The sequence below is a fragment of the Candidatus Polarisedimenticolia bacterium genome (assembly GCA_036004685.1).
Classification (GTDB): Bacteria; Acidobacteriota; Polarisedimenticolia; order Gp22-AA2; family AA152; genus DASYRE01.
The window spans coordinates 1-19,501 of the sequence record DASYRE010000013.1; the positions used below are offsets into that span (position 1 = coordinate 1).

14 protein-coding genes are annotated in these 19,501 nt (G+C 63.8%); 8 read left to right on the top strand and 6 right to left on the bottom strand.

Translation table 11 applies throughout. From position 1 onward, the window contains the following. From VGR67_03345 to lptG, 8 genes are all read left to right on the top strand, one after another. A partial coding sequence (locus VGR67_03345; GenBank protein ID HEV8335431.1) for a S1 RNA-binding domain-containing protein occupies nucleotides 1-888 on the top strand: 888 nt, incomplete at its 5' end. Nucleotides 889-930: 42 nt separating this feature from the next. Then, complete coding sequence (locus VGR67_03350; GenBank protein HEV8335432.1) at nucleotides 931-1,230, top strand: integration host factor subunit beta; 300 nt, start codon at nucleotides 931-933, stop codon at nucleotides 1,228-1,230. Between the two features lie 65 nt (nucleotides 1,231-1,295). Further along, nucleotides 1,296-1,772: an HIT domain-containing protein gene (locus tag VGR67_03355; protein HEV8335433.1), complete on the top strand. Its 477-nt coding sequence runs from the start codon at nucleotides 1,296-1,298 to the stop codon at nucleotides 1,770-1,772. Next, nucleotides 1,769-3,136, top strand: a complete 1,368-nt coding sequence (miaB, locus tag VGR67_03360) for a tRNA (N6-isopentenyl adenosine(37)-C2)-methylthiotransferase MiaB (GenBank protein HEV8335434.1) — start codon at nucleotides 1,769-1,771, stop codon at nucleotides 3,134-3,136. Before VGR67_03355 ends, miaB begins: the two co-directional genes overlap by 4 nt. 25 nt (nucleotides 3,137-3,161) lie before the next feature. Then, nucleotides 3,162-3,647: a bifunctional nuclease family protein gene (locus tag VGR67_03365; protein HEV8335435.1), complete on the top strand. Its 486-nt coding sequence runs from the start codon at nucleotides 3,162-3,164 to the stop codon at nucleotides 3,645-3,647. Between the two features lie 128 nt (nucleotides 3,648-3,775). Then, nucleotides 3,776-4,531 carry a ParA family protein gene (locus VGR67_03370; protein HEV8335436.1) on the top strand — a complete coding sequence of 252 codons (756 nt, stop codon included), beginning with the start codon at nucleotides 3,776-3,778 and terminating at the stop codon, nucleotides 4,529-4,531. Nucleotides 4,532-4,568: 37 nt separating this feature from the next. Further along, entirely contained in the window at nucleotides 4,569-5,369 is an 801-nt protein-coding gene (locus tag VGR67_03375) for a ParB/RepB/Spo0J family partition protein (GenBank protein HEV8335437.1), read from the top strand. A 1,029-nt stretch (nucleotides 5,370-6,398) separates the two neighbouring features. Then, nucleotides 6,399-8,828: an LPS export ABC transporter permease LptG gene (gene lptG / locus VGR67_03380; GenBank protein ID HEV8335438.1), complete on the top strand. Its 2,430-nt coding sequence runs from the start codon at nucleotides 6,399-6,401 to the stop codon at nucleotides 8,826-8,828. A 1-nt stretch (nucleotide 8,829) separates the two neighbouring features. Here lptG and VGR67_03385 read toward each other — a convergent pair whose 3' ends face one another. The 6 genes from VGR67_03385 to xrtH form a co-directional block, all read right to left on the bottom strand. Further along, entirely contained in the window at nucleotides 8,830-9,777 is a 948-nt protein-coding gene (locus VGR67_03385) for a HEAT repeat domain-containing protein (protein ID HEV8335439.1), read from the bottom strand. Continuing rightward, on the bottom strand, nucleotides 9,774-12,671 hold the full coding sequence (locus VGR67_03390) for a tetratricopeptide repeat protein (GenBank protein HEV8335440.1): 2,898 nt from the start codon (nucleotides 12,669-12,671) through the stop codon (nucleotides 9,774-9,776). Before VGR67_03390 ends, VGR67_03385 begins: the two co-directional genes overlap by 4 nt. Nucleotides 12,672-12,681: 10 nt before the next feature. Next, nucleotides 12,682-13,950, bottom strand: a complete 1,269-nt coding sequence (ahcY, locus tag VGR67_03395; GenBank protein ID HEV8335441.1) for an adenosylhomocysteinase — start codon at nucleotides 13,948-13,950, stop codon at nucleotides 12,682-12,684. A gap of 27 nt (nucleotides 13,951-13,977) precedes the next feature. Continuing rightward, nucleotides 13,978-15,132 (bottom strand): methionine adenosyltransferase, encoded by a 1,155-nt coding sequence (gene metK, locus VGR67_03400; protein HEV8335442.1) that lies wholly within the window; start codon nucleotides 15,130-15,132, stop codon nucleotides 13,978-13,980. A 125-nt stretch (nucleotides 15,133-15,257) separates the two neighbouring features. Further along, a complete protein-coding gene (gene dnaE / locus VGR67_03405; protein HEV8335443.1) occupies nucleotides 15,258-18,722 on the bottom strand; it encodes a DNA polymerase III subunit alpha in 3,465 nt (1,154 codons plus the stop codon). Between the two features lie 188 nt (nucleotides 18,723-18,910). Then, nucleotides 18,911-19,414: an exosortase H gene (gene xrtH / locus VGR67_03410; protein HEV8335444.1), complete on the bottom strand. Its 504-nt coding sequence runs from the start codon at nucleotides 19,412-19,414 to the stop codon at nucleotides 18,911-18,913. Nucleotides 19,415-19,501 lie beyond the last annotated feature (87 nt).

Sequence of the window (19,501 nt, forward strand, 5' to 3'; positions counted from 1 at the left end):
AAGTACTCCAAGAGCTCGCGCGTTCGCGGCAAGGTCGTGAGCCTGACGGACTACGGCGCCTTCCTGGAGCTCGAGGAAGGGGTCGAAGGCCTCATCCACGTCTCGGAGATGTCGTGGACCAAGCGCATCAAGCATCCCTCGAAGGTGCTGGCGGTCGGGGACACGGTGGAGGCTGTCGTCCTGGACGTGGATCAGGAGGGCCGCCGCCTTTCCCTCGGACTCCGGCAGACCGAGCCGAATCCCTGGGACCTCATCGCCGAGAAGTACCACGTGGGGGATCGGATCTCGGGCAAGGTGCGCAACCTGACCGACTTCGGGGCCTTCGTCGAGGTCGAGGAGGGAATCGACGGTCTGGTCCACATCTCCGATCTCTCGTGGACCAAGCGGATGAGGCATCCCTCGGAGCTTCTCAAGAAGGGCGACACCGTCGAGGCGATCATCCTCAAGATCGATTCGGAGAACCAGCGACTCTCCCTCGGCATCAAGCAGCTTTCGCCCAACATCTGGGAGGAGTTCTTCCGGTTGCGCCAGGTGGGCGACATCGTTCCCGGCAAGGTGGTGCGCTTGACGGACTTCGGCGCCTTCCTCGAAGTAGAAGAGGGGATTGAGGGGCTGATCCACGTCTCCGAGATGTCGGAGGACCGCGTGGACCAGCCGAAGGACGTCCTGACCGTGGGCGACATCGTGAAGGCCAAGATCATCAAGATGGACGCCGCCGAGCAGAAGGTCGGACTCTCCATCAAGGCCGTCCTTCAGGATTTGACGCAGGAGGAGCTCCGGGCCTACATGGAGGGCCAGCAGCGCGCTTCGGGGAGCACCCTGGGCGACGCGATGCGTGAGACCGACTTCCTCGAGGAGCGCAACGCCGGACGGGACGAGGAGGAGTAGAGCGTGAGCGACAATCAGCGTTCGGAAGAGGTACCCCGTTCCATGACCAAGGCGGAGCTGGTCGAAGAGGTCGCGCGCGTCTCCGAGCTGACCAAGAAGCACTCCGAGGTGATCGTCGATACGGTCTTCGATTCGATCATCGAAGCGCTGCACAAGGACGAAAAGATCGAGCTGCGCGGCTTCGGAAGTTTTCGCATCCGGCAACGGCGGTCGCGCCAGGGCCGGAACCCTAAGACCGGCGACAAAGTGGACGTGCCGGCAAAGAAGATCCCCTACTTCAAACCGGGCAAAGAGCTCAAGGAGCTCATCAACTCCGACGATTCCAATCCGACCGGTTCCTGACCGCCGGCGCCATGCGCAATCTTTTCACCCCGTGGCGCTATGCCTACCTTTCAGGCGGCCGAAGGATGAAGGGATGCCTCTTCTGCCAGGCCGGGAAGTCCCGCCGCGACCTTTCCCATCTCGTCGTGCATCGCGGCCGGTATCACTACATCATTCTGAACCGCTACCCCTACAATAACGGGCACCTCATGATCGTTCCCTACGCGCACCAGGCCGGGCTGGCCGAGGGGACGTCGGCGCAGCTCCGGGAGATGATGGTCCTCGCGGCCCGCTGCGAGACCATCCTGAAGAAGGTGTATCGATGCAACGGACTGAACCTGGGGATGAACCTGGGGCAGCCGGCGGGCGCCGGGATCGCGGGCCACCTCCATCTGCACGTCGTGCCTCGCTGGAAAGGCGACACCAATTTTCTCACCGTCGTGGGAGGAATCCGCGTAATCCCCGAATCGCTCGAGACCACGCGCTCGAAGTTGTCCGCCCGATTCCGGCCCGCTTCGGAACGCAAGGACCGGTCACCCCGCGCCGTCGGAAGGGCGCGATGAGCCCCCCCCGCCCCGCGACGGGACGCTATCTCGTCGAGACATGGGGCTGCCAGATGAACACCCACGACTCGGAGAAGCTCGCCGGCCTTCTCGAGGAGATGGGATACCTTCCCGCCTCGAGCCCTCATCAGGCCGACGTGATACTCCTGAACACTTGCACGATACGGGAGAAAGCCGAGGAGAAGCTGTTTTCCCGCCTCGGCTCTTTCCGCGAGCTGAAGGCCGAGCGGCCCTCGCTAATCATCGGAGTCTGCGGATGCGTCGCCCAGCAGGAAGGGGAGTCGATCTTCCTTCGCTCCGGCCTCGCGGACCTGGTGATGGGCCCGAGAGCCATCAACTCCCTCCCTTCGATGCTGGAGCAGGTGCGCCGCGATCGCAGCCGTCCCGTCGACCTGGGAAGGCGTGAAGACAGCATCCGGTTCGATGGGCACCGGGCGCGACGGGCCCCGGGACCCCGGGCCTACCTGACGGTGATGGAAGGATGCAACAAGACCTGCACCTACTGCATCGTGCCGACGACGCGCGGGCGGGAGGTGAGCAAGGAGGCCGGTGAGGTGCTCGCGGAAGCCCGCCGCCTCGCCGAGAGCGGCTACGTCGAAATCGAGCTCCTGGGCCAGAACGTGAACGCCTATCGTTCCGGGCTCGTGCACCTCGGCCGTCTGCTTCGGGACCTCCAGCGGCTGGAGGGGGTCCGGCGGCTGCGCTTCACGACTTCCCACCCGGCGCACTTGAGCGGTGAAATAATCGAGGCGATGCGGGATTGTCCGAGCGTCTGCGAGCACCTCCACCTGCCCGTGCAATCGGGTTCGGGAGCCGTGCTGGAGCGCATGCAGCGCGGCTACACACCGCGCCGCTACCGCGAGCGGATCGACAAGCTCCGGGCGCTCGTTCCGGGAATCGCCCTCTCCACGGACATCATCGTGGGATTTCCGGAAGAGACCGAAGAGGAGTTTCGGGAGACCCTTGCCCTCTTGCGAGAGGTGGAGTTCGACCAGGTGTATTCCTTCCTCTACTCGCCGCGGCCCGGCACGGCGGCGGCGGAAACGGCCGATACGCTCCCGCTCGAGGAGAAGAAACGCCGCCTCGCCGAGCTCCAGGCGATGCAACTGGAGATTCAGGCCCGCCGCAACGGGCGCCTCGTAGGAACCGAGGTCGAGGTCCTGATCGACGGGGCCGCGCGCCTGGGAAACGGACGGCTGAAAGGACGGACGCGCACGAATCGCGTCGTCAACTTCGAGGGCCCCGAGGAGATGGTGGGCCGTTTCGCGCGCGTGACGGTCGTTTCAGCGAATCCGAACTCCCTCGAGGGGGCCCTGGCCGAGCCCGCAGGCCTTGACTTGGCCCGGATCGCGGTATATAAGTGAGGCGCATGCCGCCGCGGAGGACGCGATGGAAATCGAGATGAAAATCAAGGGCCTGATGATCGATCCGATCAGCAATATGCCGATCATCATCCTCCGCGATCCGAAGACCAACGCGGTGCTTCCGATCTGGGTCGGGATCTTCGAGGCAAACGCCATCGCACTCCAGATCGAGAAAATCGTGACTCCGCGCCCTATGACCCATGATTTGCTGAAGAACATCCTCTCCGGGATTCACGCTTCGGTGGAGAAAGTGGTGATCACCGAGCTGAAGGAGAACACTTTTTTCGCGCTCGTCTATCTGAAGCAGGGGGAGCGCGTCCTTCCCGTCGATTCCCGTCCTTCCGACGCAATCGCGCTCGCGCTGCGGACCGAGTCGCCGATTTTCGTCGAGAGCGACGTGATCGACAAGGCGAAGAACGCCGATCTCACGAAAGACGCGGGGGAGTCGGAGCGCATCCGGAAATGGCTCGAGAACCTCGATCCCGAAGAGCTTGGAAAGTACGAGATGTAGGGTCGGTCAATACATTCTCAACTTACTGAAAACAAAAGACTTATAGCAATATTTGTTGCCTGGCGCCCTTCGCTCCGTCATAACTGCAGAACCCAACCTCTTGTTCTTCACCCCGGGGAAGACTCCGGATGATCCTGGCCATTGCCAACCAGAAGGGTGGAGTCGGAAAGACCACGACCGCCATCAATCTCGCGGCTGCCCTAGCCCAGAAGAAGCTGAAGACGTTGCTTATGGACCTTGACCCCCAGGGCAACTGCACCTTGTCCTTCGTCGACCCTCAGCAGCTGGGGACCACCGTATACGAGGCCTTGACCGAACCCGAGCTATCGATCAAGGACGCCATTCACCATACCAGCAGTCCCTCCCTGGACATCATTCCGGCTCGCATCACCCTGGCGAAATTCGAAAGCAAGATGGTGGGCGAGCTCGACGGGCATTTCCGCCTCAAGGATCGGCTCAAGTCTCTGGAGAAGCAGTACCAGTACATCGTCATCGATACACCGCCGACGCTCGGCCTCCTGACGGTGAACGCCCTGGTCGCCGCCAGCCATCTCCTCGTGCCGATTCAGTCCTCCTACTTCGCTCTCGAAGGGACCGACGACCTTCTCGAGACTGTCGAAAAAATCAAGGCCCGGCCCAATCCGCACCTTGAGTTCCTTGGCGTCGTGATCACCCTTCACGACAAGAGAACCGTCCTGGGACGGGACATCAAGAATCACATCAAGGAGGTTTTTGGAGCGAAGGTCTTCAAGACCATCATCAGCCGCAGCGTCCGCCTGGAGGAGAGTCCGGCCTACAAGGAGTCGATTTTCTCCTACTCTCCCAACTCCAGCGGCGCTCTCGAATACTATCGACTCTCCGAAGAGGTGATTGGCCGTGTCTAGCACATCCAAAATGAGAGGACTTCCCGAGCAAAAGCGCATGCGTCACGATCATCATTTCGTCGACAGCCTCACGCGCGGAACCCTGACTCCCGTGGGCAGGATGATCGCGATGGAGCAGATCGACACCGTTCCCGAGCAGCCTCGACGGCAAATGGGAAACCTCTCGGAGCTGGTCGCCTCCATCAAAGAGAAAGGGGTTCTCGAGCCGATCCTCGTCCGCAGGGAAGGGGTTCGTTTTCGAATCATCGCCGGCGAGAGGCGCTACCGGGCGGCCCGCGAGGCGGGTCTCACCCAGATCCCTTCCATCGAGATCGACGTCGACGACAAGGGAACTCTGGAGATTTCGCTCATCGAGAATCTCCAGCGGAGAGACCTCAGCCCGATTGAAGAGGCCCACGGAATCAAGCAGCTTTGCGACAAGTTCCTCTACACGCACGAGGAGGTCGCTCGAAAGCTCGGCAAGTCCCGCTCGGCGATCACCGAGATCCTGGGGCTGGCGCAGATCCAGGAGGAGGTGATCGAGTACTGCCAGCGGTACGGAATCAACTCCCGCTCGCACCTCTTGGCGATCGCTCACCAGCCGGACATCGAATCGATGCTCACGCTGGCCGAGCAGATTCGCACCCAGAATCTCACCCGCGACGACGTCCGAAAGCTCCGCAGGCCCGTATCAGACGATGCCCGCCCAGGACGGCCCAAGCATTTCGTTTTCAAATACCGCGCCGACGATCGTCGCTTCGCCTTCAGCCTAAGATTCAGCAAGGCCGAAGTGTCACGCACCGAAATCATCCACACCCTCCGCGAGCTCCTCCAGACACTGGAAAGCCAGAGCGAGTGATCGCTTTGCGCTGACCTCAGAACCGAGCCTGGCCCTACGCATGGACATAACAGATTGGAACCGACCCAATCACTCCAACCATCGCCAGGATCCTCGCCAGCCCAGCCCGATCCCTGATGGCCAGCCTATCCTCTAGAGCAATGTCGGCCCGCCGACAATCCCACGGATCATCCGCGGGGAGTGCCATTGCAGCGACTCGCACAGAATTCCGCGAGCATAGTCGCAGATAGAATTCCCGGCCTCGGGAGCCTGCCAAGCCCGGGTCCAGCCCGTCCGAACGTCGAGCCATCGTCCAATCACAAAAAGCTGCGCGGCTGAGCCGTGGCCGCGATGCGCGCTAGAAAGGATTCCAAAAGAGCCAGGCTTGACCTCTCGATTAGCCGGGGCCAGCTCGACCCGAGACGTTTAGCCTGACTCAGGCATAATTCCCACCAGACAGGACCCACGGACTTATCTTTATCAATTGGACCCGATCGATCGCCCGGTCGCCGGCCATCGAGGACCTCCATCAAAGATAGGGCCGGCGAAGGTCGGCCTGATGCCAGATTAACGCCAAGCAAGAGCAGGGCATCTCCCAAAGGCATCGCGGAAGTGCACACTGCGTCCAGAGGCCCCGGTGGACTCAGTCATCGGTGCAGCTGGCTGACCCGGCAAAGAAATAGACGCCAAGACCAAGACGGCCCCATGGCAGGACACCGCACCGATCGCTGACGAAGATAAGCAGGCGTTAAAAGGCCAAACGATCCAGCAGGCAAAGCCTGGCAGATCCCTGGAATGCCGGAAACGGTCGGAAGTCGGACCGGACAAGGGCCTCACGGCAGGTCCTCGGGCGAATGTCCGATAAGAAATCTTATGTAAACTAATAGGCCACGGGAAGGTCGCTGACGGCCCTCCGGCGAATCCCTCGTCCTTCACCCGTGCGAGCACCATTTCATGCGTGATTCCAAGTGGTTCCATGCCACGGCCTTATCTTGACTTGTCCGGCGCCGCCTCCTAACATGACGGGGACTTCTGAAGGAGCTCCCTTTCTTGTCCCGCATCTTCAAATATGTATTCCGCGCCGTCTTCGGCCCCTCACTGCTGGGGCTGGCCATCTACACCTTCGTCCTGCTGATGAACGCCATTTTCAACGTCGCCGAGATGGCCATCCGGAAGAACCTGCCGATCAGCGCCGTTCTCAAGATACTCGCTCTATCGCTGCCTCAATTCCTCGCCCTGACGATCCCGATGTCGGTCCTCCTTGGAACCTTGATTGGCATCGGGCGCCTTTCTGCCGACAGCGAGATTGTCGCCCTCAGAGCCTGCGGAATCGGATACCGGCGGATCATCGCCCCGGTCTTGGCGCTCGGCTTCCTAGGCTGGCTCGTGTGCAGCGCGCTGGTTCTGTGGGTCGAGCCGAGGGCCAACTTCGTCAGGCACCGGATGGCGGCGCGCCTGATGCTCCGTTCGGACCTTCGCAAGGAGCTGAAGCCCCACGTCTTCCTCGAAGACCTTCCGGGAATGCTCCTTTACGCGGACAACGTCTATCAGGGAGGCAGCAGTCTTGAGCACGTCCTCCTTTACCAGACCGACCCTCAAGGGCGCGACCTGATCACGACGGCTCGCCGGGGACGCCTGGATTACGACTCCTCGACCGGCAACCTGCGGCTTCTCATGGAAGGAGGGCTCACCCACCGCTCCGACCCGACCGACCCGCTCGATTACCAGGTCTATGGGGCGGACCGTCAGATGGTTCTGCGGGAGGCCGACGCAGGCTTCAAGCTGCGCCTTCGCCTACTCAAGGAACCGCAACAGAAGAACTACCGGGAGCAGACCCTTCCCGAGCTCTCCGCGACCTGGCAGAAGGCCGAGGAGATCCAGCACGTGCCGACCCGGGCGAAGATTCGCAGTTCCATCGACGTCATCTACCACGAGCGCTTCGCGCTGCCCGCCGCCTGCATCGTCTTCACCCTGATTGGGTTTCCGCTCGGAATCTACAACCGCCGCGGCGGGAGGTCCTCCGGAATCGTCTTGAGCCTGGCGGTCGTCCTGCTTTACTGGCTGATCCTGACGACGGGCGAGAACCTGGCGACCGAGGCCAGGATCCCCCCCGTCGCGGCCCTTTGGGCCGGCAACGTCCTCTTCAGCCTCGCGGGGATCGCCTTGATCTGGCGGCGCGAGCGCAAGGAGCTCGGGGAAGGCAGGAGGACATGGTGGGGGTTTCTCTCGCGAAGGATCCAGACGGCGCGGGAGCGGCGCCGGGCGCGCCGGGAGGATCGGGCGCGCAGCCGCCTGCTGAGAAAGGCGCCGGCGGCCGCCCCCGAAACGGTTCGCGCCCGCGACCGCTACGTCGGGGGGGCGCTCTTCTCCACCCTGATTGACCGCTACATCTTAAGGAGCTATTTAAAGCTGCTGCTGATCTCAGGCCTCTCCATCTACATTATCTTTCTCGTGGTCGATTTCCGGGAGATGATCGATGACGTGATTCAGCATCAAGTGCCTGGGCAGCTCATCCTGCGCTTTTTCAAGTTCAGGACTCCCTGGGTGATCAATCAGATCCTTCCGGTCGCCTGTCTCGTCTCCACGCTCCTTGCTTTCGGCCTCCTGGCGCGGTTCAACGAGATCACCGCCATGAAGGCGGGAGGCTTGAGCCTCTACCGTGTCTCGCTCCCCGTCGTCGGAACGACGGTTCTCCTGTCGGTGTTCTCCTTCGGGATCGAGGGCTACGTGATGCCGTTCTCGAACCAGCGCGCCAGCCAGATCCGCGACGAAATTCGCGGGCACTCCGCGAGGAGCACCACGCAGCCGCAGCGGCGATGGGTCCTCGGCAAGGACGGCCGCTTCTACAACTACCGGACCTACATCACTCCGGCCGCCCGTTTTCTGTCCCTGTCCGGGTCGGGGGTCTTCCAGGGATTCAGCATCTACCGGCTCGATCCAGAGAGTTTCGCGATCCGCGACAGGATCTACGCGCGCGAGGCGGTCTGGGCCGAGGGAGCCTGGGCGCTTCGGGACGGATGGGAGCGGAAGTTCGATGGCGGCGGGGCGGTCGTCTCGTTCGAGCCTTTCGTCGAGAAAAAAGTGATGCTGCGGGAGGCGCCTTCGCAATTCCTCGAAGAGGTCAAGACACCCGATCAGATGAATTACTGGCAGCTCAGGAAATTCATCAAGGATCTGAAGCGGCGTGGGTATTCGGTGCAGGAGCTTCTCGTCGATCTTTACGAGAAGATAGCCATCCCCTTCGTTTCGCTGGTGATGGTGATCCTCGGGCTGCCATTCGCTTTCCGGACCGGCAAGAAAGGGTCGCTCTACGGCATCGGTCTGAGCATCGGTCTCGTGGTCGTGTACTACGCGACTTTTGCCGTCATGAGCGCCCTCGGGGAAATCGGTTTTCTTCCCCCCTTTCTGGCGGCATGGGCCCCCAACATCCTGTTCGCCGGGGCCGGCACCTACATGATGCTTTCCCTGGTCCGGACCTAGGCTAACGTTCGGGGTGGCCGCCGGGCTTAGGCGACGGTCGTGTTCCGCCGCCGGCCTTCAAGAGGATGACCCGCGCCTGGTAGCGAACCGTCTGGGCCGGATCCTGATCCGCGATCTCCCGCAGGGTCTCCCGGACGGCCTCGCCGCCCCAGGCTCCCAGCGCCAAAACCGACTCCACTCTCACCTGCTCATCGGGGTCGTTGCGCGCCAGCACCGCCAGGGGCGGCAACAGCGCGTCCTGTAACTCCGACTCCTCGGCCTTGTTCCGAATACCCGTGAAGAGGCGGGTCGCGAGCCTCATGGCGGCGATTCGCCGTCCGGGGGCTGGATCCCGCGAGAACCGCAGAATCTGCTGGACCATGTCGCGATCCACCAGGTCGAGCTTGAGCACTTCCTGGAGTCCCGCATCGACCAGGACGGGGTTCGGATTCACCAAGAGGGCCCTGAGCCGCTTGAAGAGCTCCCGGTGATCCTTCAGCGCCGCCAGATCGGCGAACTCGCGCACGGCGTCGCGATAGACGTCTCCCCCTTCCCGAGGGAGCTGGAAGCGTCCGAAGCGCCCGCGGAAAAGAGTGTAGCGGTCCTCCCCTTTGCGTTTTCCTTCAGCGTCGACTTCGGGAATCAGGAACAGGAGCTCGCTTTCTCCGTCGTCGAAGACGATCCGATTCTCCTTCCCAAGGCTCATGTTGAAATCACGGAAGGCGATCTGGAGCCGCGCGCCGGGGATGACGGAGCCTCGGAAAACCTCCCGGACCTGAACCTGGGCCAGCTTCAGCGATCCCGAGATGACGCGGGCGAGAACCACCAGATCGGAACGGGCCGTGAGCTCATAAAGACTGGGCGGGGCCTCCCCTTTCGCCAGCCCCGCCACTTCGGCTCCGAACAGGGCGCCGGGAAGGGGGGCGAGAAGACCCGCGAAAATCGCCGCGAGAAGGAGCCGGCGCTTCATGGGGAGCCCCGGCGAAGATCATCGAGACGCCGGCGAGCCTCGGACTGTCGTGGATCGCGTTCGAGCGAGCTCTGGTAGGCCTCCTCCGCTCCTTTTCGATCCCCCGCCAGGAGAGCAGACTCCCCCAGGAGGTTCCAAAGCTCCAACCTGTCCCCGGAAAGGCGGACCCCTTCCTGGCATACCTGCTCCGCTTCCCGGCCGCGTCCCAGCGCGATCAGCCGGCGCGCCAGATTGACTCGCGCGTCGGCGTATCGCGGCTGGATCTGCAGCGCTTTCCGATACTCGCGGATCTCCCCCTCCCAGTCACCCTTTCGAGCCAGAACCGAGGCGATCCCGTTGTGAGGCTCCGCGTAATCGCTGCGCAGCGCCAGCGCCTTGCGAAACTCCGACTCCGCCTCGGCCCAACGCTCCCGGCGGAACAGGTAGTTTCCTTGGTTGTTGTGGATCATCGGATCATCCGGCAATCTCGCGAGGGCTTGCCGGAGCATCTCTCCGGCCGTTTCCCAATCCTCGCGATCCATCGCCAAGAGCGCCAGGTTGTTGTAGGAGCCCGCGAAGTTGGGGTCGACTTCGAGCGCCTTCCGGAACTGCGCCGCCGCTTCTTCGGGCTTCCCGTCCTCCTTCAAGAGAACTCCGAGATTATTGTAGCCCTCCGGATCGTCCGGTTCGATGGCAATCGCCTTGCGATATTCTTCGGCCGCCTCGGCCCGCTTTCCCTGCTCGTAGGCGAGGAGCCCGAGGCTTCGATGGACCAGCGCGGAGGGCTCGCGCTCGAGCAGGCGTCTCAGCCTGCGCTCCGCCCCCCTCGGATCACCTTCCTCGCGCTCGATGTTCGCCAGCAGGACCTCCGCTTCCGGAAACTCGTCCGTGCTCCGCAGCGCTTCTTCGAGCAGGCCGCGCGCCGTCTTCAGATCGCCCTGGACGACATGGGCGCGAGCCAGATTGATCCGTGGCAGCGCGAACCCGGGAGCCTCTTCCGCGGCGCGGCGAAACTCCCGAATCGCCCCCTGCACGTCGCCTCGGGCGAGAAGCGAATTCCCGAGATTATTCCGGGACAACGTTCCCTCCTGGCTGAGGTAACCGAGCGAGAGGAGCTTCTCCTTCAGGGCCTGGTCGCCCGCCGGATCGGACGTCTCCGCCACGGGGGCCGCCCGTCCCGTCTCCCAGGAAGGCCGGAACCGGATCGGGTGTTCCGCGAGGAACTCCGGACGCAGCAGATCGACCGCCGGCCGCCCTTGCATGTCCTCCCCTACCGGTAATCCGAACAAGGCCAGAACGGTCGGCGCGACGTCGACCACGGAGACTTCGGAGATGGTGGTCCCCTGCTTGAAGGCGGGCCCGGTCGCGATCAGGATCCCGTAGCGCCGGTGCCAAAGCGCCGCCGTGGCGTAGCCGATCCTCGATTCCCGCGCCGGACGATCGGCGTCTGAGCGAAAACCGTGATCCGAAAGGACGAGGATGTTCGTGTCCGGACGGGCGGCTTCCAGCAACCGGCCGATCACTTCGTCCTGATGGACGTAGAAGGCGTCCACAGCCTTTGAGAATCGGACGAAGTCCGCCTCCGGCACGGTTGGCCGCCGTGGCGGCCGGAACGGCATGAAAAGGTGGGAGGTCGTATCGATCCCCTCGAAATAGATGATCTCCAGGGGCTGAAATCCTCCCGAGGCGAGAGCGAGAGCGATGCCCTCATAGGTTCTCGAGCTGGCGAGAACGGTGCGGAAATCGTCCACCCGATTCTCGGAGCGCGCCGACCAGCCTCCCTTCTTTTCCGGGGTTCGAATGAACGGCGCGAGATCGGAGTCGCCGATCGTCTCCGGCGGGATCACCAGGGGCCGGATACGGCGGTAGAGGTCGGGAGGAAACGTTTTGCCCCGCGGATCGTCGTCGGAAGCGCGGCTCTGCCCCATGAGCTGATAAGCCACGCGGTCCGTCACGATGTAGCCGTCCACCGGCTCCGCCGGCCAGGTCGCCCAGTAACCGATAATCCCCACGGGGACCCCCGCCTCGGCCAGCAGGTTCCAGATCGCTTTGACCTTCCGCTGGCGGCTGGTCACCGGCACCTTCTGGCCCGTCCGGGTGTCGGTGGCGAGAAAGTCGAGGATGCCGTGCTCGGGTGGAAGGAAACCGGTCGCAGCGGTCGTCCAGACCACCGGCGAGAGAATGGGATCGATCGTCCGCAGGCGCGCGCGGACGCCGGAGTCGATCAGGTGCGCCAGGTTCGGGAGCTTTCCCTGGGCGAGGAGCGGATCGATCACCTTCCAATCGGCGCCGTCCAGTCCGATCACCAGCGCGCGCGTCCCGGGGATCGGGGCGAGCGACACCCCCCCCAGGCTGCCCCCCGCCATCCGCACCGCGTCGACTCTTAGATTGACCAGGTCGAGGCCGCTTTCGCGCAGCTTCGGTCCGATGACCCGTTCCAGGGTCGACTCGAGCTCGAAGCGGTGGGCACCCGAAACCCTGGAAAAGCTCATCCGGCGCAACGTCTCGCCGGCCGCCCGAGTCAAAAGGGGGGCGACCAGGAAGCGATCGGGATCGCCCATGGCGCGCGCGTGGAGGCGCAGGACCGATTCGGAGGGCGCCCGGTAGGTGAGGCTGCCTTCCACTTCGACGCCGACCCCCTCCGAGCTCACCAGCCTCTCGTGGTTCGGAAGCGGCAGGTGGAACGGAAAGCGGCTGGGCGTCGCGGGATAATCGGAAAGCCGGAAGAGCCCCGCGGGGACGAATCGCCATCCCGGGGCCAGGCGGCGAGGGCTCACGGGGAGCCAGCGGGAGTCGAGAACGACGGCGCCTTTCCCTGCCTCGATCACCCGCAGGGAGAGGACCAGGTAGAGCGACGCGCCGAGCAGGAGCGCGCCCCATAGAGGGCGCCGTGGAAGCGAGAGACGAACGGGCAAGAAGCGCCCCTCAGGTTCCCTCGGACCAGCTGCTCAGGTAACGGGTCTGCTCTTCGGTGAGATGATCGATCGAGACCCCCATGCTCTCGAGCTTCAGCCGGGCGATCTCGCGATCGATCTCCTTGGGCACGGGATGGACGCCGCGCGCCAGATCCCCCCCCTTGCGGACGAGGAATTCGGCGGAGAGCGCCTGATTGGCGAAGCTCATGTCCATGACCATCGCCGGATGGCCCTCCGCGGCGGCAAGGTTGATCAACCTCCCCTCTCCGAGGAGGTGGATCCTCTTCCCGTCGCCAAGCGTGAACGTCTCAACGTAGTCTCTCAACTTGCGGGGCGGTCCGGTCGCGAGCGCCTGCAAGGAGGGGATGTCGATCTCGACGTTGAAGTGGCCGGAATTGGCCAGGATCGCTCCGTCCTTCATCCGGGCAAAGTGCTCCTTGCGCAGGACGTGCTTGTTCCCGGTGAGCGTGACGACGACGTCCGCGGTCTCCACCGCCCGGTCCATGGGCTCGACGGTGAATCCGTCCATGACCGCCTCCAACGCCTTCACCGGCTCCACCTCTGTGATCACGACGTTCGCGCCCATGCCGCGCGCCCGCATCGCCACTCCGCGGCCGCACCATCCATATCCGCAAATGACGAAGCGAAGTCCAGCCACCAGGAGGTTGGTGGCTCGGATGATCCCGTCGAGCGTGCTCTGTCCCGTTCCGTACCGGTTGTCGAAAAGATGCTTGGTGTCGGCGTCGTTGACGGCGATGATCGGGTAGGCCAGGGTTCCCTCCGCCGCCAGACTCTCCAGGCGAATCACTCCCGTCGTCGTCTCCTCCGTGCCACCCAGGATCCCGGCGATCAGATCCCGCTTCTTCGAGTGGATCATGGAAACGAGATCGGCGCCGTCGTCCATCGTGATCCGCGGCTTCCGGTCCAGCACCGAGCCGATGTGCCGGTAATAGGTCTCGTTGTCTTCCCCCTTGATCGCGAAGGTGGCGATCCCGTGGCGAATTGCCAGGCAGGCGGCGACGTCGTCTTGGGTCGACAGCGGGTTCGAGGCGCAAAGCGAGACGTCCGCCCCTCCCGCCGCGAGGGTCCGGGCCAGCAAACCCGTTTCGGTCGTGACGTGGAGGCAGGCGCCGATCGAAATTCCCTTGAGAGGCTTCTCGCTCTCGAAGCGCCGGCGGATCGACCGAAGCACCGGCATGTTCTGCTCCGCCCAATCGATCCGATCCTGGCCTCGATCCGCCAGAGTCTTATCCTTGACGTCGAAATCATTCGCAGCGATAGTCAATTGCGCTCCTTGTCTAAAGCTTTACTTAAGTCCTGCGGCCTGCCGAAGCGCCGCGGCTTTGTCGGTTCTCTCCCAGGTGAACGAGGGCTCGCTCCGGCCGAAGTGACCGAAGCTCGCGGTAGCGCGATAGATGGGCCGGCGCAGATCGAGGTCTTCGATGATCTCCTTGGGCTTGAGGCGGAAATGCCCCCGGACGGCCTCCCGGATTTTGTTCTGCGGGATCTTGCCGGTGCCGAAAGTCTCGACCGTGAGCGACACGGGATCGGCGACGCCGATGGCGTAGGCGATTTGCACTTCGGCGCGGTCGGCGATCCCGGCGGCCACGAGGTTCTTGGCGATGTACCGTGCCATGTACGAGGCGGAACGGTCCACCTTGGTGGGGTCTTTCCCCGAGAACGCGCCGCCGCCGTGATGTCCCCATCCGCCGTAGGTGTCGACGATGATCTTGCGGCCGGTGACCCCGGTGTCGCCCTGGGGACCGCCGACCGCGAACCGGCCCGTGGGATTGATGTGGTACTGCGTCCGCGAGTCGAGAAAATCGGCCGGGAGGTTCTTCAGGATGATCTCGCGCTTGACCTCCTCGCGCAGCGTTTCCATCTTGATGGCGGCGTCGTGCTGGCACGAAACCACCACGGTGTCGATGCGCAGGGGCCGCATTCCCTCGTATTCCACCGTGACCTGCGATTTGCCGTCGGGCCGCAGGTAAGGCAGCGACTCGTCGCGGCGCGCCCGGCTGAGAGCCCGCACCAGACCATGGGCCAGCATGATCGGCATCGGCATCAGCTCGGGGGTGTCCCGGCAGGCATAGCCGAACATCATGCCCTGGTCCCCCGCCCCGCCGTGATCGACCCCCATGGCGATGTCGGGGGACTGCTCGTCGAGAGCGGTCATGACGGCGCAGGTCTGATGATCGAAGCCGTATTTCGCCCGCGTGTAGCCCACGTCCTGGATCGTGGAGCGGACGATCTTCGGGATGTCGACGTACGTGCTGGTCGATATTTCGCCCGCCACGAAGGCCAGTCCCGTCGTCACCAGCGTCTCGCAGGCGACGCGGCCCATCGGGTCCTTGTCCAGGACGGCGTCGAGGATCGCGTCGGAGATCTGGTCGGCGATCTTGTCGGGATGTCCTTCGGTCACCGACTCGGAAGTAAAAAGGTACCTTCCATCATCCGGCATCTCGGGCTCCTTATGTGTCGTCATGCCTGAGCGGGCCGTTCACCCGGCGCGAACCGGCCGGGGCTCCCGCGCACAGCTTGGGTTTCGGCGTAATTCCTTATTCTACGGATTGACGCCGGGGGCTGTCAACGGAAGACCACCGCGCCCTTCCCCAGGACCTGCTCCAGGGCGGCCGTCAGCGAGGGGTTGGGGCCGACGCGGAGACGCGGATCCGGAAGGAGCGTGAGCCGGTAATCCCCGGGCTGGGTGAGGAGGATCTCGACGGGGCATTCGCCCGGATGGTCCTGCAGCAGTCGATGGATCTGGAGGACCCGCTCCGTCTGAAGCCCGGAGGCGTTCACCCGGAGGACGACCCGGCTGGCCTGCCGCTCGGCCGCTCCCGCCAGGGCGGAGATCTCCTCCGCGACGAGCCGCCATCGTCCTTCCTCCATCTCCGCTTTTCCTTTCACCAGAACGGCGACGTCGTTCTCGAGGCGATTCTGGCAGGTCTTGTAGAGCTCCGGGAAGACGATTGCCTCGATGCTTCCCTCCAAATCCTCCAGGTCGAAAACGGCCATCCAGTCGCCGCGTTTCGTCTTCCGCTTCTTCAGGGAGGTGATGAGGCCTCCCATCCGGACCGTGCGGCCCGAGGCCTCGGGCGCCAGGCTGCGGGTGGTGACGCCGCGCAGGGCCTCCAGGGTCGCGCCGTGCTCGAGCAAGGGATGGCCGCTGAGATAGAACCCCAGCGTCTCCTTCTCGAAGGAGAGCAGCTCGCGGGGCGACCAGTCGTCCCCCTGAGGCGCGAACGAGGGAACCGTCTCGCCGGCGGGCGCTTCCCCGCCAAACAGGCTGGCTTGGCCCGCCTGCTGATCCCTCACCTCTTTGTGGGCGCTGGCCACGCAGGCATCCAGGGACCTCATCAGCTGCTGGCGAGCGGCGCCGAAGCCGTCGAGCGCCCCGCTCTTGATCAACGACTCGAGGGCCTTCCGGTTCATCGACCGGCTGTCGACCTCGCGGCAAAGCCCCGCGAGCGACGCGAAGGAACCGACGCGGTCCCGCGCCTGAAGGATCGCCTCGATCGTCCCGTCCCCGACGTTCTTGATGGCGCCCAGCCCGAAGCGCAGCGCGCTCTCCTCCACGGTGAAGTCGAGGCCGGAGCGGTTGATGTCGGGGGGGTGCACCGCGATGCCCATCTCGCGGCACTGGGCGATGTACTTCACGACGTTGTCGGTGACCTCCTTCTCCACCGTCAGAAGGGCCGCCATGAACTGCACGGGGAAGTGGGCCTTGAGATAGGCCGTCTGATAGGCGATGAGGGCGTAGGCCGCGGAATGGGACTTGTTGAAGCCGTAGCCGGCGAACTGGGCCATCAGCTCGAAGATCTTCTGCGCCTCCTTCTCGGGGATCCCGCGCTCCCGGGCCCCCTTCAGGAACAAGGGGCGCATGGCGTCCATCTCCTTCTGCTTCTTCTTCCCCATGGCGCGCCGGAGCAGGTCGGCCTGGCCGAGCGTGAAGCCCCCGAGCACGGAGGCGATGCGCATCACCTGCTCCTGGTAGACGATCACGCCGTAGGTCTCGTCCAGGATCTCCCGCAGCCGCGGCATCGCCTGGACGTTCGCCTTCCCGTGGCGGCCCCGGATGTACTCCTCGATCATCCCGCTCTTGATCGGCCCCGGACGGTACAGCGCGTTGAGCGCGATCAGGTCCTCGAAGCGATCCGGCTGGAGCTTGCGGAGGATGTCCTGCATGCCGCTGCTCTCGAACTGGAAGACCCCGCTCGTCTGGGCCCGGCAGAAGAGGGCGTAGGTCTCCCGATCCGACAGCGGCAGCGCTTCCAGGGTGAGGGTGACTCCCGGCCCGTTTTGGACCCGCGCCACGCAGTCCTCCAGGAGGGTCAGCGTCTTCAGCCCCAGGAAGTCCATCTTCAGCAGGCCGATCTTCTCGATCTCGTCCTTGGCGTATTGCGTGATGATCTCATTGTCCTTCGTGGCGCACAGCGGCGCGAACTCCACGATCGGGGAGGGCGAGATGACCACGCCCGCGGCGTGGGTCGAGGCGTGTCGGGCCAGACCCTCGAGGCGGCGCGCCACGTCCAACAGGCGCCGGATCTTCTCGTCGGTCTCGTAGGCCGACTTGAGCTGGGGGACGCTGGCGAGCGCCTTGTCCACCGTGGCGTCAAGCTCGGGCGGGACCAGCTTGGCGATCCGATCGACGTCGCCGTAAGGGATGTCCAGCCCGCGGCCGGCGTCCCGGATGACCGCCCGCGCCGCCATCGTCCCGAACGTGATGATCTGCGCCACGTTCTCCTGGCCGTACTTGTTGCGCACGTAATCGATCACCTCGCCGCGTCGGCGCATGCAGAAGTCGATGTCGATGTCGGGCAAGGAGACGCGCTCCGGATTCAGGAAGCGCTCGAAGAGGAGTCCGTACTGGAGCGGATCGATGTCGGTGATTCCGAGGCAGTAGGCGACCAGCGATCCCGCGGCGGATCCCCTGCCCGGGCCGACCGCGATACCGCGCTCCCGCGCGTATCGGATGAAATCCCAGACGATCAGGAAGTAGCCGGGGAAGCCCATGCTCTTGACCATGCCGATTTCCGATTCCAGGCGCTGCCGGTAGGCGTCGAGCGGATGGCGCAGGGCGTCCCGGGAGAGCAGCGCCTCCCATTGAACCCCGCGGCGCTCGAACCCCTGGCGCACCACTTTTTCGAAATACCCTTCGACCGTCTCCCCTTCCGGCACGGCGAACCGCGGCAGGTGATTCTCCGAGAGGCCCAGGTCGAAGTCGCAGCGCTCGGCGATCCGCAGCGTGTTCTCCACCGCCTCGGGGAGATCGCCGAACACCGCCAGCATCTCCTCGGGCGACTTGAAGTAATGCTCCTGCGTGTATTTCAGGCGCTCGGGGTCGTTCACCGTCTTGCCGGTCTGGATGCAGACGAGAACCTGGTGGGAGAAATGATCGTCGCGGCGCAGGAAGTGGCAGTCGTTGGTGCCGACTCGCGGAATCTCCAACCGCCGGGCGATTTCGGCGAGTCCGTCATTGACCTTCTTTTCCTCCGGGATCCCCTGGTCCTGCACCTCCAGGAAGAAGTTCCCCGCACCGAAGATGTCCCGGTAGGCGGCGGCCGCTTTCTCCGCGCCCGCTGCGTCGTCCCGCAGGAGCCGGCTCGCCACCTCGCCGCCGAGACAGGCCGACGTGCCGATGAGCCCTTCGGCGTGCTCGGCCAGAAGCTCCTTGTCGATCCGTGGCTTGTAGTAGAAACCGTCGAGGTAAGCCTTCGTCACCAGCTTCAACAGGTTGGCGTAGCCCTTCCGGTTCTCGACCAGGAGGATGAGGTGGTGGTAGGGCTTCTCACCTTCCCGCGACGAGGTCCGATCCAGACGGCTGCCCGGAGCGATGTAGGCTTCGCACCCCAGAATCGGCTTGATTCCCTTCTCCTTGCATTTCTCCACGAAGCGAATCGCCCCGAAGAGATTGCCGTGATCGGTGATCGCCACCGCGGGCATCTTGAAGGCGACCGCCTGATCGACCATCTCCTCGATCTTCTGGGCCCCGTCGAGCAGGGAGAACTGGGAATGATTGTGGAGGTGGACGAAGCTGCGGGGGGGCATCACGCTCCCTGTTCTGTCGGCCGGGACTCCGGCACGCTCCTTGGCTCACCGAGGCATGTCGGCGGTGGAATCCTACCAGAATCCGGAGCGTGGAGGCGCATCCTTTTCGGTGCAGCCTCTTGTTTCACTTCTTTCACTTCCATGGGAAACCGCCGAGGTTGGTGAGAGCGGAAGGAAAGGGGAGCGACCTAGGCCCCTTGGGCGGCCGGGGCGTTTGAAGGGCTGGTGGCAAGAAACCTCCCCCACCCCAGAAAAATGCCGAACGCAAGAAGAGCGATGAGTGTCTGCCATACGTAGACATGGAAGAATTCCAGCCGTTCTGGAAAGTATCGGGCGACGTAGAAGAGATTGACGAGCCGAATCAGGTTGAGGCCGAAGACCCCTGCGGTTGACAATCCAACCCCCATCAGGCGCCGCCCCCAAGATGCCGGAAAGGCGAGAATGGCCACTATGCAGAGTATCAGAGCATGGACCCCATTGCACCCGGGCTTCACGGATAGGCCTCCTGTCCCGACATCGACGAAGGATCCCACGGCCTGAAACTCTTCTCCGCCCCAACCCGCCATGGCAACAGCCCACCGGGCGTTCAGCATTGTCCAAGGCCCGACGAACCGATTCTTGACGGGAGGAAGGAGAAGAAGCAGATTCCCCACCAGGAGATATGAGGCGAACAGTAGGACGAACCGCCGCACTTTTTCCTCACTCTTCCCAAGATTGAAAAGCCCACATTACTTACTCTAATACTTCACCATCCCTGCGCTTGCAAGTCCATTCGATCC